Origin of the sequence: Nitrospira sp., assembly GCA_037045225.1 — a bacterium.
Classification (GTDB): Bacteria; Nitrospirota; Nitrospiria; order Nitrospirales; family Nitrospiraceae; genus Nitrospira_A.
Genome location: JBAOHZ010000009.1, coordinates 2,694,424 through 2,708,775, shown reverse-complemented (window position 1 = coordinate 2,708,775; position 14,352 = coordinate 2,694,424). Strand labels below are relative to the sequence as shown.

The following is a 14,352-nucleotide window of genomic DNA, read 5'->3' as shown; positions in this document are numbered from 1 at the left end:
AAAACCAGGAGTGTGTTTGACCGGTACAACATCGTGAACGAACGGGACCTCGAACAGGCTGCACGATCACTCACGGCCTACTTCGAAAAGCAGACGGTTACACTTGCGGTTACACTGGCAGAATTGAGGGGTGAGAGCAGCGGTGTCGCAAACCGCCAACAGGTTGATTCGTCGAGGATATTTGTGGAGCCGGCGAGTGGAATCGAACCACCGACCTGCGGTTTACGAAACCGCTGCTCTGCCAACTGAGCTACGCCGGCCTTCCGAAGGCAACATCCAACAGACGAATCAGGAACGCGATCTTACTCAGGACGTGAAACACCTGTCAATGCAGGGATGCAATCTTTGAAGAAATCTCCACGTTGAAAAATGCCCCTGCCCCGTCTCACCTTCCCCCATGGGGGCATCCATCCCCACACACATTCTCAGCAAGGAACGCCTCTCAGTGATTCTTTATGATAGGGATCGCTCGTAGCGGCGATCGCTCACCGGCGGCGGGGAAACACAGTGTCTGCTGTGGATTGCCTGCCTGCGCCTGTGCCACCGCCCCGACTTGTCCATGCACATAGGCGCACAACTCTCCGGTCAAGATATTTCCGTTCTTGTCGAGATCGGCAGCCCCCCGTAATCCCTTCAACAGGAAATACGTGAATAACCCGTGTTGCCCCGGTTGGTAGGCTTGCGCTTCCTGGATGCCGGAGTTGCCGACCATCAACATCACCCGGTCTGGCTCCCCTCCCGAATCCGGTTGGATCCATCGCGGCGGGACCACCCGGCCCGGGTCAGATCCGGACGAAGACTCGAGTGAAAGGTCCAACATTAAGACGGCTTGTTTCACGGAGGCCTTGGTGAGTGCACGCTGAAGCCTGGCCAGCGAGAATGTCCGGGACACACCGCCTAACGTCCCATCATAGGGTATCAACGAGACGACACCGGTCTCCTGATCCACCACAGCCCGGCCGGTCACATAGATATACGTCGTGCTCTGTTGTGACCCGCCCTGCTTCGGCAACCACTGCTCAAACAGATCTACTAAGTCATCCTTCAACCCATTGACGTCGGACACGACCTTGACCCGTTGCGGCGGAATGCCCAGAACCGTCTTGAAATACGCGCCCATCACCTGAGCGTCGCGCGCGGCAAATTTCATCCCCGGCATGGCAGGATCTCGAAATGCGCCGATACCGATGGCAATGCCAACCGCATGCGGTTGCGCCGATTTGCCGTTCCTGCTGGGCAGCTGGTCCACATCCACCGAGAGCACCTCGATGACCTCGCCGGCCTCAGGACGAATCGCCACAAAAAACTTCTTGGCGGAAGGGAGTGTCACGTTGGAGGACGCTCGCAACGCACAAATGAGTTCTGCCTGCTCGACATCCGATACCGTCCCCACTTTGCCGTTGACGGCCACGCGCTGAACGTCTCCCGGCTGCAACGTACCGAGGGTCACCGGCGACTCGAGCCCCCCCACGATCGCGGCATGACCGCTCAATTCAATTTCAACGCTTTCGGCAGGGGCAGTGCCCTCGTTCTTCACTTCGAACTCGACGCTGAACGATTCACGCTGCTCAAGGACATGGTTCTGATTATCGTCGCGGATAATGGTGCGGAACGACAAGTGAGTCGGCCCCAATTGCACGGTCGACACCGGCTCAGTAGGCAGCTGCCTCGTGCCGTCAACCGGCTGGGTGGGGGCAACAGCAGTCGACGATTCGGCCGACAACGGAGCCTGGATGGGTGGCGCTGTCTGGCCAGAAGCAGACGGGATGGGCCTCGCGCCGCCGAGCTTACGGAACTGTGCCTGCTCCCGAATCTTGATGGCCGTTCCCAGCTGCTCGGCCACACCTTCAGCCAGCTTGGTAGCGGCCTCCTGTGCCACGTTGTCGAGTCCGCTGATATCGCAGCTGTCGGCGCGCGCCTCGACTTCTCCAGTCGCCGCACTTTGCAACTTTTTGCTATAGAGCACCGCGCCCTGGTTGTCGGTATAGGAGAAGTCGAGGCCAAGCGTCACCGTCGCGGGATAGGATTTATTGGCCTTGCGAGGGACAAACAGCGCCACCTGGCGGAAGCCCAACGCGGTGTCCACAATTCCATCCACGGCATCGGGTGATGGGCCTGGTTCAACGCGTACGTGTTCGAACACATGTCCCATGCGCGTTTTTAATTGCGATTCAAGTGCATCGCGAATGGGCAGGGTGCGGGCCTGACCACAGGCATCGCGGTAGTCCACGGATGCCGCAGCGATGCTCTGATCCATCCGGAGTTGAACGGTCAAGGGAAGATTATAGTTGGTAGGACGGTGCTGCCACTGACCGAAGAATTGGCACCCACTCGAGCCCAGCGCGACCGCCAGCAACACCGCGAGAGGAACCTTCGATGAGCGCCGCACACCTAACCCCGTCCATCGGCACATAGATAGCTGCACAATAGTCCCTTATACCCAATCTCCTCCCGGCATGACAACCGAGGTGCTCCCGCGTTGACAGGGTTCCTGTGCTCGGTTATGGTCCCATCCGTGAACGTCGTGAGGCTTTCAACCGACCCATCCACGCCCGCCTGGTCGTGGAGCGCCGTCGCAGATCTGATTCGGCTGCGCAATCAATCCGGCACCTGGCTCTTGCTGTTACCCAGCCTCTGGTCGCTTGTTCTCTCCAACCAAGGTCGTCCACCGATCTGGCTACTGGCGATCTTTACCCTCGGCGCGTGGGTCATGCGGAGTTTGGGCGTGGTCTTCAATGATCTGGCCGACCGTCACTTCGATAAACACGTCACTCGCACCAGTCATCGCCCACTCGCCTCCGGCAGACTCGTGCCCCGGCAAGCGCTGCTCGTGGCCTTGGCTCTGGGGCTCCTTGCAGCCGCGCTGGTCGCACCTCTGAATACCTTGACGATCTTCCTAAGCCCGATTGCGCTCTTCCTGGCAGCGATTTATCCGTTTAGCAAACGATGGATTCAACTGCCGCAAGGGGTGCTCGGCATCGCGTTCGGTTGGGGAACAATTATGGCGTGGGCCGCTTCGCGCGGGACGGTCGAGCCTCCGGCTTGGTGGCTCTTTCTTGCCACAATTTGCTGGGCAATTGCCTACGACACGATCTATGCACTGCAGGACCGCGAAGATGATCGCCGCATCGGAGTGAAGTCATCGGCGATCCTTTTTGGGGAAGCCGTCCCGGCCGCCGTCGGGCTGTTTCTGTTGGGGATGGTGCTCTGCCTGGTCGCAGCCGGTCACTTGTCCGGCCTGCGGATGGGATATTACGCGATCTTAACCATACTGACGGGCGTTTTTATCTGGCAGGTACGCCGCTTGCGGGCCCCCTTAACACCACAAGAGGCCTTCATCATGTTTCAACAACATGTCTACGCGGGCGTGGCCATTTTAGTCGGCATCTGGATCGGCCTCGACGCCCCTACGCCCTAATCGATCAGTCGCCCACTTTCCCAAGTGGCTTATCCGGCTTCGCAGCACGGAGGGTCTTTAGATAGAGGGCCACGGCCTTGGCGTCCGCATCATTCAGGCCGAGGCTCGGCATACGCGTATCAGGCTTCATCGCTTGCGGGTTGCGCAGCCATCGATAGACCCAAGTAGGGTTCAACCTGTAGCCGGCACGATCCAACGCAGGACCGACCATCCCGCCTTCCTCACCGATCTTATGGCAACCGTTGCACCCGTACTTCGTGACGTAAAGTTGCTTGCCCACTTCCGTCAATTTTGCCGCGGCGTCCGGCTTCATATTGAGATCAGGCCGGGCAATGTTGACGCCCTTTCCTGGCCTGGTCGTGAAATTCGTGAGGGCAGCGGTCGCTTGATCCAGTTCTTTCTTGGCCTGTCCCATGGCCTGCATTTCTTTGGCGTAGGCGTTATCATCGACTTCCACGCCCTTCTTGTCGGCTTCGTCGCTGGCCTTCTTCTCCGCCTCCTGCTCGACCCGCTCGGCTTCCTTATACTTCTGCTCCGCGCCTTGCTGAGCGGCCTGAAGGTCTTTCTTGCGACCCTCAACGTTGAACTCTAATTTCTTACCGTGCAACGAGCGCACGTAACCAACGATGCCCCAGATCTCTTCTTCCGACAACGTGTACTTGAAGGTCGGCATCGTAGGAACGGCAAACTCATCGTCACCGATCTTTTCCCCACCAGGCCCCGTGTCCTTCATATCACGAGAGATCGTATTGAAGATTTCCTCGTCCTTAAAGGTGCCCATTTCCTCTTTATTGGACAGGTCCTTGGGCTTCGGGTCCGCCATGGAAGACCAATTGAACCCCTCGTTCTGTCTTCCATTTTCGCCGTGGCAATGCATGCAATAGTGAGCATAGAGCTTCTTGCCCTTCGCGGATTGTTCGTTCTGAAACATCGAACAACCCCCGGCTCCAATGAGGCCCGAGAGTCCGACCACCACTGCGACCGCTCCAAATACGCGTATTCTTCGCCACGCCCTCATGCTCACGACCCTTTCTTTAAACGTCTCACGAGGACCAACTCAAAGCCTAGCGCTAAGGCCACCGCGAGTAATGCATACATATATGGCGAATAGTCCGGTGGTGCGTCGGCTCGGAAGTACCACCAGGAGGAAATGGCCTTTTCGGAGCCCTTTTCCTTCGGCAGGCCGGTCTCCATCTTCTTGCCATCCCAGATCGCAAAGGCGATGCTCGCGAACTGTCCAGGGAGGAACTGCGTGTCCTCGGCCACGTACGCTGTGCTCAACGGACGTGAAAACACCACTTTCCACACCCCGCCCTGGTAGACACCCTTGGCTTTCACATCCTGGTGCGCGTGAGGTTTCAGCGTGCCGAACCCCTTCGCCCCCAGATCTGCCCCCTTAGCATCCTTGTTCTTCCAGTACCAGATATTGACCGGTCCACCCTCAACCTGTGCCATCGGCTGACCGTGCGCAAAATGTGCTTTGGTATCGCCGACCATGAACTCCAGCGCGGCAGCATCCTCCGGATCCTCGGATGGATCGGCATATTCCAGCAAGATGGCTACGGTGGTGCCGTCATGCAGGCCGCGAACTTTCACACTTTTGGCAGTGACATCAGTGATACGAACGGGCCAATGGACCTGAGGAGACATCGGGAATTCCGACACCGCCGCAGTCGCCCAGACCGCTGCCGTTGGATCATCTGCCGGAAGGGCTCCCTTCACGAGCGCGGCACGCACCGACACGCTCTGTTGGCTATAGGCCGGCTGCACCTCGGCGGCCATGCACAATCCCACAAGGCCGACGGCCCCAATCCACCACCTCGTACCTGGTCTCCTCACTCGTGCCATACGCTCCCCTTAGTTGCTCAGCGCTCCCTGATCGGAGAAATTACTCGGACTCATCCCACGTTCTTGGTTTCTGTCCGGCGCCATCGTATTCGCCCATAATGACCTTCCAGATATCCTCGTCGGACATCTCGAGCTCCCACCGCGGCATGGCTGACTTCCAGGGCATGCCTTCAACCGGGAGGCCCACCCCGCCCTTTTTGATCCGCCAGAACAGGAAACTCTCCTGAAGCATGGCAATGGTCGTGGGGTCTTTGAAATTCGCGGGCGGCGGCGTAAACCCGGGGGCAGCAAACCCCTTGCCGTCAAAATTACCGTGGCAGGGGGCACAACGGGATGCATACAAACCCTTGCCATACATAATGTTCTCAGGGGTCTTAGGAACGGGATTCGACAGACCCGTGTATTCTCCAGGAGGGGCCGGGTGAATGGTGCGATTTTCAGCAGGCGGCGCATCACTCGAGGCGGTGCTACCGTAGGTTTGCCATCCCACCAATAATGGAAACAAGGCGAGGACGATATACCGCGCACTGCTCAGGGCTCCTCCACCCTCACCGGTCAAGAAACGCAAGATCGGACCGAAGAATGCATCCTTGGATGCCCCGCTCAGCGTAGCGAAAATGACAATCCCTGCCGTGGTCAGCATCAGGTATAGGAAGATCAAGCTCGAAGGCAACGGGGCGGAATGCGGCAGATTCGGGACGATGAACTTCAAGAACAGATAAATGCAGACCGTCAGGATAACCGGTCTAACGAGTACGCCTCCCATAACCATCCTCCTCTACATCACCGACGACTATCGAGCCTGTGCCACTGCAAGCGTTCCGGCATCTGCCGCTTTGACCGGCGCCGGAGTGGCTCGTGGAAGATCTAATTCTGCCGGGCTCACACTGATCGGTTCACCGCTCATCTGTTGAAGGAACGCGATGACCGACAGGATTTCATTCTTTGACAGCCCGATGGGGTTCCTATTGATATACGGCATCCTGGCCGGGTACTCCTTGGGAATCCCCTCATGCCGGTAGTCCAAATACAGATAGGCCTGTGGTTCCGTCAAACTTTCAAAAATAAACTCTCGGGACAATTTGGCGCCAATGCCCTTCAAGTCCGGACAACGGGCAGATTCGCTGGGGCCGATCGAGTGACAGAGTGCGCACTGCCCCTTGCTGAAGAAAATCTTCTGGCCGATGGTCGCCATATCCGTCGGCGTCTTGATATCAGCGATATTGATGCTTTCCTCCGCAGGCGGCAACGAGGCCATTTGTGGAACGGCCAGCGCGACCAAGGAAAACAGGCCGAGGACGATTGCCACGAAACCAAGGACGCGAATAAATTGGCCCTTGATGAATAGGAGGATTACCGTGCCGAGACCAATGACACACAGACCGATTAGCTGCAGTTTGACAACTTCACTCATAAGTCCTCAACAAAGGATAATGATCACGACCCGCCCCTGGTGTAGTCCCCGGAGAAGATCATCTTCCCGATCAGACAGGACGTTTTCTTTCAGACGCATCAATCGCACTGACAGGCGCTTCAGGCCCATCTAATGCCTGCGACCCTCCAGCCATGGCCGGAATAGTGCCCGGCTCGACCGATCCCTTCGAGCTCGCAGCCGCCTTGGCCTTATCTCCCATGGTGGCGACCCAGAAAATAAAGGCGACCAACATACAGAACAGGAACGTATTCAACGCCATGAGTGCCGCGGCATACCCGAGTGCCGGTGAGAACGCATAGGGAGACGAGTCGCGCATGACCCCATACACGTGCCAATGGACGCGAGAGGAAGAACGCGCATAGCCCATGAGCGTCATGAGCAGAATCACCATGACCGCATTGAGCACCAGCGCATAACCCGCGCGTGGCGGCATTTTCCCCCACACCATTTCCGTGGTGGTCTTGGCACTCTTGAGCAGGAGCGCAGTCAGCGGCGTAATCGTCAACATGACGAAGATCACGATGCCGACCTGTGACGTGGAAAAGTAGTTGATACGGATGATGGCGGGAACAAAGTATCCCCAGACACCGAGCACGATCACGGCGATCGCCGCGAGCCCCAGCACTCCGCCCATAAGGGCCTTGGCAGCCCGGGCCCATCCGGCCGTGTCTTCCTTACCTGCCCGCCAATACATAATAAAGCTCATGAAAGTCACGAGCACCATCAGGTTTGAGACGGTCATTTTGGCCGACATGACACCGAACACACCGAGCAACGGGTGGTGCGTGCCGCCCATCTTCTGGGCCTCTTCCAAGCTGGCAACCAGCGAATGCGGCGTCATCCATACACCGAGGCACAGGAGGAGAATGATCAACATCGCCATAATCGGCTTACGATATTGACCTTCTGACCCTGGGATTCGATGCGTAATACCCAGCCAGAAATAATAGTTGGAGCCCAGGAACAAGACCCCGATCAACATGGCCTGGAGAATAAACAGCCAGGACAGAAAACCGCCCATGAGGGTGATGCCCATCTGCTGGTTGTACTGATAAATTTCTCGCATCAGCCAGTAGCCGGCAAAGGGAAGGGGCAACAGACCGAAGACGCCGATGAAGTTTCCAACGTACCCCATCCAATCGTAGTGGTAGCGTTCTTCCTGGCTGCGAGCGGAAAGGTAGCGGATACCGGCATAGGCGCCGCAAATGTAGCCACCGAGCACCACGTTGGCGATCAAACGATGGATGTTGACCGGCCACCAGGTCGGGTTCCAGGTCGCGGCCCATGCCCGGGCGAAATCGCTCCCTTCCGAGATCACCACCGGACTGGACTGGAAGGTTGCCCAGGAGTTCGGCACGATCATGATGAAGAAGGCGAAGACATTGAGCAGGAATCCTAGGAAAATATGGAACTTCTTCCCGTTTCCCTCGGCCATGGCGTCCCAGCCATACCAATAGAGATAGAGCGTGGCCGTTTCCACGAGAAACAGACAGCAGTACACCAAAAACGACGGGAAAAAGATGTCCGTGAGATAGGCCATCAACTTCGGGTAAAAACCGATGAGCAGGAACAACAGGATGCCGCCGAATAAGGCGGTGGTGGCGTAAGACGACGTCAGAAGCTTGGTAAACTCCTTCGCCAACTTGTCGTAGCGCTTATCACCTGACTTCCAGCCGACGATTTCGCATAACCACGCAAAAATCGGCACGCCGAGCACGAAGCCGGCGAGCAGCAAATGGAGCTGGGCGATGATCCAGACAAGGTTCCGACTGCCGATATACGGAATATCTCGATACGCGGTCGGAGCTTGAGGGGCGGCTTCCTGAGCGAGTGCCGTGTCGGGCAACCCTATCCATCCCAGCACTGCCGCACATGCTGCCAACAGGGCCACACGGCCTGCGATTTGGCGCCCGTGATTGGTGACGATCTGACCCTGGCTCATCATTGTTCTTACCTCGTCATTCGCCATGATGTCACTTGCCGCTTCCCGCCGGTTTCCCGGCTGCTGATTGCGAAGCTTTCCCCTCGTGCTTAGCCGAGTCTTCTTTGACACCAGCTTTGTCTTTAGCACCCTTAGACTTGTCTTTGTCTTCTTCGGCAGCCTGCTGCTCCAACGTGGCTATCTTGAGTTCCGCGGCCTTTAATGATTTTTCCCCAGTGCTCAGCGATTTCTGGGGATCAAAGTGAGCTGCCGCGGGCTCCTCCGGCGGTTTACAACATTCCTGTGGATGCGGGGTCGATACCGGAAGCACAGACCAGAATAGCAGGCTCAACACGACCCCGGCAGCCGTGAAGGCCGTCAGCATTAATCCTTGATCGGCCGGCACCCGGAGCATATCCCAACGCAAAGTCAGTCCCTGATAGGTACCTTCGGCCGGTTGCGCCTTGACTACCGTGGTGTGGACCAGTTTCCCGAGAATCGACAGACCTATGAACGTGAGCGCCACAAGCACGATCATGGACACACTTCCCCAGGCGGTGAACTCCACGCCAATCCGTTCAGCGACAGGAAGATGCTTAAAAGATTCCATGTCCAGGATTGATTTCACGGTGGAGCGCGCAATATCGGTGCCCCCTCCCTCGATAAGCCATACCAGCGGAAGGTAGAGCAATCCCGCGAACACAAATTTCCCCCACAAACTCAGACCAATCGAGGCCGGAGGCTCGAGTCGCAGTTGCTCCAAAAATACGGTGCGCGCGACGAGACCCAGGGCCCATATATCGATTGGAATCGAGAGCAGGAACAGGAACGGCAGGCCCGCGCCTTCAGCAAAATGGAATCCAATCCCAGCTGAGATGACGAAAAACGCAAATACACTGACTGGAGTCAGTAGCAGCATCAAGAACGTCACCCCGAGCGTGGTCTCGATGTGGATGGACCCCATGGCCATGAACAAGAGGGCGAAGCCCATCTTAATCGGCAGCGCGGTCCAACAGGCCGGCCAAAGAATGCTGAGCCCTAATTTGAATGACGACATTGTCTCTCGACCAGTCATGTGCTCGAGCCCCTCCGCCTAATCCAAAAATTCGCGGTTGATGATCGCCGCCACAGTGAAGATCACGATGGTCGCCATGACGACGATCCATCCGATCAACGCGATCGGGCGCTTGAAGATATTGCGTTCCGGGCTGCGATCGATGAACGGCAATGCCGCGAGCAGCGCCATGAACGCGCCGGGCAGGGCAATTGCCCCGAGGAACTGCCCGAACTCTCCAGCAAACACTTTCAGGCGCAATAGCTGAAACAGGAACAGGAAATACCACTCCGGCTCCGGATGGTAATCTCCAGGGTCAGGAGCCGCCTCCTCAAGCAACACCACAGGCTCCCATATGGCCAAGCTGCAAATAATCAGGAACACCAGAACCATGCCGACCATGTCCTTCCAGATTTGCCTTGGGAAGAAGTAGTCGGTCTTGGCCTTGATTTCCTCGACGCTGCCGCGAAACGGTCCGGCTGGACCGGCCTTGCGGAACAAGAATACGTGCAACCCCGCTAAACCCATGAGTGCCGCGGGAAGGACCATGACGTGAATCACGAAGAAGCGACTCAACGTCATCTGTCCCGGCGTGGCGCCCCCCTTAAGAAAGCGCGCCATGAAATCACCCAGGAGCGGCGTCTTATCCATGATCTCGACGCCGACCGTCGTGGCCCAATAGGCCCGTTGATCCCATGGAAGGAGGTATCCGGTAAATCCGAATCCCATCACGATCCCAAAGAGCGCTAAGCCAATCAACCACACCAGCTCGCGAGGCTTCTTGTAGGCACCCCACAGAAACACCTGGGACATGTGCGCGAAGACACAGACGACCATGGCCGTGGAGCCCCAAAAATGGTACCCCAACAAAAACCAACCATAGTCCACATTGTGGATTATGTACTGGGTGCTGGCGTAGGCATGGTCGGCGGTCGGCACGTAATAAAACATCAACAAGACGCCAGTGACCGCCTGCATGATGAAAATAAAGAGCAGGATGGAGCCGAATACATATGCCCATCGCGAGCCGCCAGGGACGGGCTCGTTGAGCATTTTGGCTTGCAGAGTCTTCAGGCCGACGCGCTCGTCGACAAACGCGAAGACTTTTTCAATAGCTGAGGGCTGAGTGGTCGTTGGTTGCGTAGTCGTATCCATTAGACAATCCGAACCTGGGCCTTCGTGCCCGCCTTGAATTCCATATCGATAATAGTGATGTCTCCGGAGGCGGTGACCTTAATGGGCAGCGGGTCGAGTGCCCGTGGAGCCGGTCCATCCAGCACCTTGCCGGCGGCATCGTAAATGCTCAAATGACAAGGACAGAGAAAAACCTGCCCCAACGTCTTATGCGTGCGCCATTTGAATCCACAACCAAGGTGCGGACATTTTCCGGAATACACGATGTACGGCACATCTTTTTTGTTCGTCCAGAGATGCTTCCCCGTCGCGTCTCGAAACTCCATATCCTTCCCCTGATAGATGCTCTCCAACACCTTGGGCGAGGCTTTCAGCACCCAGACGTTTTTGTCGATCTCCTGCTGCGGCAAATAGGCTTCCTTGACGCTACGTTTGTACTTGTACTGAACGCCGACATCATCCTGTTTAATTTTTGCCGCATTGCCGATCTTCAGCCATTGATTGTCGAACGGGGAGTACATCGGCTTCATGAGGTAACGCAGGACGGGAAATGCGATCGGCAGACCGATGAGAAAGCCGATGGCATGAGTGAAGTTCATGAAAAATGTACGCCGCTTGACACTACGCTCAAGCTCCGGAAATGGAACCAGCACCTCTCCCGGCATGACATGGATATTGTCCTCCAGGTGAGCAATTTCCACCTCATGCGTGGTCACGTACTCGTCCCGCTTAAACGTCGGGAAGGCCGCATACTCTGCCGAGCTGCAGCGAAGCGTCACAACGTCATCGGTCACTCCTTGCACCTGCCCCATAGGGACCTGGCGCTCGACCGAATCCGTCGCGCCGGTGCCGACCACGATATGGCTGATTTCGTGGGACAGCGGGTCCATAATGACCCGGCGCACCTCCCCCACTTCACCGTCTGTACATCGAACTTTGGATTTCAGTTTCGGCTGCATGATGCTCACTTCATCTTGATGGGCTTCGGCGTATTCACCGAAGCATTCTTATAACCAGCCAGCCAGCTCGCCAACGCCTGGACGTCACTTGGCTCCATCAAATCCTTATACTTGTCCGGCATCTTCCCCTTCTCGTACTCCTTCTCAAAGCCCTCGGCTTTATAGCTCTTCGGATCAAGGATTTTTTGTGCGATTTCATCCGCAGTCAGAAGACTTCCGATGTTATCCAACTCAGGCCCGCGCTTCTTTCCGCCTTCACCATTCAGCTTGTGGCAGTTATAGCACTCCTGGAGCTCCCATTGCTCCGCACCCAACTTGGCTACATCTCCGCCTGCCACACCAGTCGTTGCGGTCGGGGCATTACCACCCCCGGCCTTCTGGTCGGCTGGCGCCTGCGCGACACCGAGTGCCTGCAATCGGGCAGTCAACTCTTTTGTCTTTTCATCAAGCGCCTTGGCACGCTGCAGCAACACGTCGACTTTGCCTGCTTCATATTGTTCGCGTTTCGGCTTGAGTATCTTGTCGATTTTCCCTTTTTCATCTTCCGGATCGAACTGCGGCCACACGGCCCCTCCAGCCACATAGGCGGCCGAGAGAATAGCGTAGAACCCGATGAGCGCCCCTGCGGCCTTGACTCCACCAAACGGCTTGAGCGGCGGAAGGTCGAGAATAATAAAGACAACGGTCCCGAGCATCGCATAGCCGAAGAACAACATCTGGAAGACCAGCGGAAATCCCAGCACGTTGGTGGCGCCGAACAAAATCCCGCCGATCACGATGCCTACTACCAACTTTTTAATCACGTTTCCCATGAGTACCCTCGTTTATCGCCCTTCCAGTTTGGTGATACTTATTTCGCACCGGCCGGCACAGGGCTTCCCTCGTGCGCATGGCCCTTTGAATCAGAGGGGCGCAACGTCACGAGAATTGCAAAACTGACGACGGCAAAAAACGTCACCGTAATGCCGGTGATCCACCAAGCCGAATAAGACAGCGTCGGCGTGAACGACTCGGCTGTAAAGTCCGGCAACAGATTGTATGCGTGAAAGTACTTCCGTAGCAGCGATCGCACGGCACCCATGAGCCCCATGGTCCAAATGGCACTGAACGCCAGGAAGACCAGGACGAACTGAGAGGCAAAATCGATCTTGCCCCAGACAATCGTGCCCTGCGAAACCGCACGGTTGTAGATCACATAATTGACGACCGTCACAAAGATCAAGGTAAACGCTGCGGAATTTTTTGCCGGCATGAGGGCCAGGAAATTCCAGTCGGATGGCAGCTCTAACTCTGCCACCAACTTGGCGCCGGTAGGCACAAACCCATGCGGCGTCATCCAAATTGCATTCCCGACCACGACCATCAGGAAGCCCACCTTGATGACCGTGCTCGAAGAAACGGTCAGCGGGATAAACCGTCCCAGGATGGCCGGAGCCAAAAGCAGAGGCACCAGAAATGCCAAGGAGGTGGCATCCGGTACCGGGTAATCCGTGAGGACCTTCGTCATGACGATAGGCAGTAAGACCATCACGATCGGGGCAAGAACGGTCATCCGCACTCGCTCCACGCCCTCGATCCGTTTCATACTCAACCAAATGTAATAGTTGCTGGCCAGGAAAATCAGGCCAACCATGGCACCCTGCATTTCAAAGAACATCGACAGTTGATCGGCCATCATATACGGACAAATCGAAGCGTCATAGTCGCACAGTTCGTAGGACAACAAATAACCCATAAACGGCAGGAAGAGCAGAGCGCCCACCCCGATCATGTTGCCGACAAATCCCATCCAATCGTAATACGCGCGGTCTTCCTGCTTCTTCGACCCCATGAACATGTAGGCCGCAATCAGTCCGGCGATGAATCCTCCGAAAGTCACGTTGCCGACGAGTCGATGGAGATTAAGCGGCATCCAGCTGTAATTAAACACCTTGTCCCAGAGGGAGGCAGTCGCCAAGAATTCAGCCGGCGAGATCCCCTCGGCACGGACCGGGGTATTCATGAAGGACGTCGGCGCATCGATCACAAACAACGTGATCGACCCGATCAAGTTCAGCAACACACCCAATGCAATGTGTCGCGCCTTCTTCTCCCCCTTCCACGCATCCCACGTATAGAAATACATGTAGAGAACGATGGTCTCACCGATAAACAACAGGGGGTAGACCACCGCAAAAATCAGGAAGAAGTGATTGATAAGCCAGGTGGTGAATTGCGGATAAGTAGCGAGCAGCACAAAGATGAATAGGCCGCCCGTTAATGCAGTCATACTGTAGAGAATGACTGTAACCTTCGTGACTTCCTTGGCCAAGCGATCATAGCGGGGATCCTGCTTGCGATACCCCAACCACTCGGAGATCACCACGAAAATCGGGGCTCCCAGAATGAATCCCGCAAAGAGGATGTGAAGCTGAGCGACGATCCATACCGCCGTGCGGTTCCCGGTATAGGGAAACTCCACGGGGGGCGCACTGGGAGCCTGGGCGTAGGCCACCCCTCCCAATATCGCCACTAGCGCGAACATAACCAACAAACAGCGCTGCCAGATTTTCATGATGTCTCGCCGCTCCTCCTCATTCCAAC

The 14,352-nt window shown here is 56.5% G+C and carries 12 protein-coding genes and 1 tRNA gene; 1 reads left to right on the top strand and 12 read right to left on the bottom strand.

The annotated features are described in order from the left end of the window. Positions 1–184 precede the first annotated feature (184 nt). Both V9G17_13505 and V9G17_13500 read right to left on the bottom strand, forming a co-directional pair. Positions 185–260 (bottom strand) — tRNA-Thr (locus V9G17_13505). Positions 261–442: 182 nt separating this feature from the next. Next, complete coding sequence (locus tag V9G17_13500; GenBank protein MEI2753613.1) at positions 443–2,413, bottom strand: hypothetical protein; 1,971 nt, start codon at positions 2,411–2,413, stop codon at positions 443–445. 102 nt (positions 2,414–2,515) lie between these two features. On the opposite strand from V9G17_13500, the gene ubiA reads away from it, so the two are divergent. Then, positions 2,516–3,418, top strand: a complete 903-nt coding sequence (gene ubiA, locus V9G17_13495; protein MEI2753612.1) for a 4-hydroxybenzoate octaprenyltransferase — start codon at positions 2,516–2,518, stop codon at positions 3,416–3,418. 4 nt (positions 3,419–3,422) lie between these two features. On the opposite strand, the gene V9G17_13490 is transcribed toward ubiA, so the two are convergent. The 10 genes from V9G17_13490 to V9G17_13445 all read right to left on the bottom strand — a co-directional run bounded on the left by V9G17_13490 (position 3,423) and on the right by V9G17_13445 (position 14,323). Next, a complete protein-coding gene (locus V9G17_13490) occupies positions 3,423–4,436 on the bottom strand; it encodes a c-type cytochrome (protein MEI2753611.1) in 1,014 nt (337 codons plus the stop codon). Between the two features lie 2 nt (positions 4,437–4,438). Then, positions 4,439–5,200 carry an ethylbenzene dehydrogenase-related protein gene (locus V9G17_13485; protein MEI2753610.1) on the bottom strand — a complete coding sequence of 254 codons (762 nt, stop codon included), beginning with the start codon at positions 5,198–5,200 and terminating at the stop codon, positions 4,439–4,441. A gap of 106 nt (positions 5,201–5,306) precedes the next feature. Beyond that, positions 5,307–6,032 carry a cytochrome c gene (locus tag V9G17_13480; protein ID MEI2753609.1) on the bottom strand — a complete coding sequence of 242 codons (726 nt, stop codon included), beginning with the start codon at positions 6,030–6,032 and terminating at the stop codon, positions 5,307–5,309. A gap of 27 nt (positions 6,033–6,059) precedes the next feature. Further along, a complete protein-coding gene (locus tag V9G17_13475; GenBank protein ID MEI2753608.1) occupies positions 6,060–6,680 on the bottom strand; it encodes a cytochrome c in 621 nt (206 codons plus the stop codon). 70 nt (positions 6,681–6,750) lie between these two features. Continuing rightward, a complete protein-coding gene (locus V9G17_13470) occupies positions 6,751–8,646 on the bottom strand; it encodes a cytochrome ubiquinol oxidase subunit I (protein ID MEI2753607.1) in 1,896 nt (631 codons plus the stop codon). Between the two features lie 28 nt (positions 8,647–8,674). Then, complete coding sequence (locus V9G17_13465; protein MEI2753606.1) at positions 8,675–9,679, bottom strand: hypothetical protein; 1,005 nt, start codon at positions 9,677–9,679, stop codon at positions 8,675–8,677. A gap of 36 nt (positions 9,680–9,715) precedes the next feature. Beyond that, complete coding sequence (locus V9G17_13460; GenBank protein ID MEI2753605.1) at positions 9,716–10,831, bottom strand: cytochrome bc complex cytochrome b subunit; 1,116 nt, start codon at positions 10,829–10,831, stop codon at positions 9,716–9,718. After that, complete coding sequence (locus tag V9G17_13455) at positions 10,831–11,769, bottom strand: ubiquinol-cytochrome c reductase iron-sulfur subunit (GenBank protein MEI2753604.1); 939 nt, start codon at positions 11,767–11,769, stop codon at positions 10,831–10,833. The genes V9G17_13460 and V9G17_13455 overlap by 1 nt, the downstream gene beginning before the upstream one ends. A gap of 5 nt (positions 11,770–11,774) precedes the next feature. Further along, the gene (locus tag V9G17_13450) at positions 11,775–12,581 is read right to left on the bottom strand and encodes a cytochrome c (GenBank protein MEI2753603.1); all 807 of its coding nucleotides are present in this window, start codon (positions 12,579–12,581) and stop codon (positions 11,775–11,777) included. Between the two features lie 38 nt (positions 12,582–12,619). Then, positions 12,620–14,323, bottom strand: a complete 1,704-nt coding sequence (locus V9G17_13445) for a cytochrome ubiquinol oxidase subunit I (GenBank protein ID MEI2753602.1) — start codon at positions 14,321–14,323, stop codon at positions 12,620–12,622. Between the last annotated feature and the right edge of the window lie 29 nt (positions 14,324–14,352).

Excerpts from the sequence above, each read along its gene's own strand:
- V9G17_13500 (MEI2753613.1), bottom strand. The coding sequence starts at position 2,413 with ATGTGCCGATGGACGGGGTTAGGTGTGCGGCGCTCATCGAAGGTTCCT.
- V9G17_13490 (MEI2753611.1), bottom strand. The coding sequence starts at position 4,436 with ATGAGGGCGTGGCGAAGAATACGCGTATTTGGAGCGGTCGCAGTGGTG.
- V9G17_13485 (MEI2753610.1), bottom strand. The coding sequence starts at position 5,200 with ATGGCCGCCGAGGTGCAGCCGGCCTATAGCCAACAGAGCGTGTCGGTG.
- V9G17_13480 (MEI2753609.1), bottom strand. The coding sequence starts at position 6,032 with ATGGGAGGCGTACTCGTTAGACCGGTTATCCTGACGGTCTGCATTTAT.
- V9G17_13475 (MEI2753608.1), bottom strand. The coding sequence starts at position 6,680 with ATGAGTGAAGTTGTCAAACTGCAGCTAATCGGTCTGTGTGTCATTGGT.
- V9G17_13470 (MEI2753607.1), bottom strand. The coding sequence starts at position 8,646 with ATGATGAGCCAGGGTCAGATCGTCACCAATCACGGGCGCCAAATCGCA.
- V9G17_13465 (MEI2753606.1), bottom strand. The coding sequence starts at position 9,679 with ATGTCGTCATTCAAATTAGGGCTCAGCATTCTTTGGCCGGCCTGTTGG.
- V9G17_13460 (MEI2753605.1), bottom strand. The coding sequence starts at position 10,831 with ATGGATACGACTACGCAACCAACGACCACTCAGCCCTCAGCTATTGAA.
- V9G17_13455 (MEI2753604.1), bottom strand. The coding sequence starts at position 11,769 with ATGCAGCCGAAACTGAAATCCAAAGTTCGATGTACAGACGGTGAAGTG.
- V9G17_13450 (MEI2753603.1), bottom strand. The coding sequence starts at position 12,581 with ATGGGAAACGTGATTAAAAAGTTGGTAGTAGGCATCGTGATCGGCGGG.
- V9G17_13445 (MEI2753602.1), bottom strand. The coding sequence starts at position 14,323 with ATGAAAATCTGGCAGCGCTGTTTGTTGGTTATGTTCGCGCTAGTGGCG.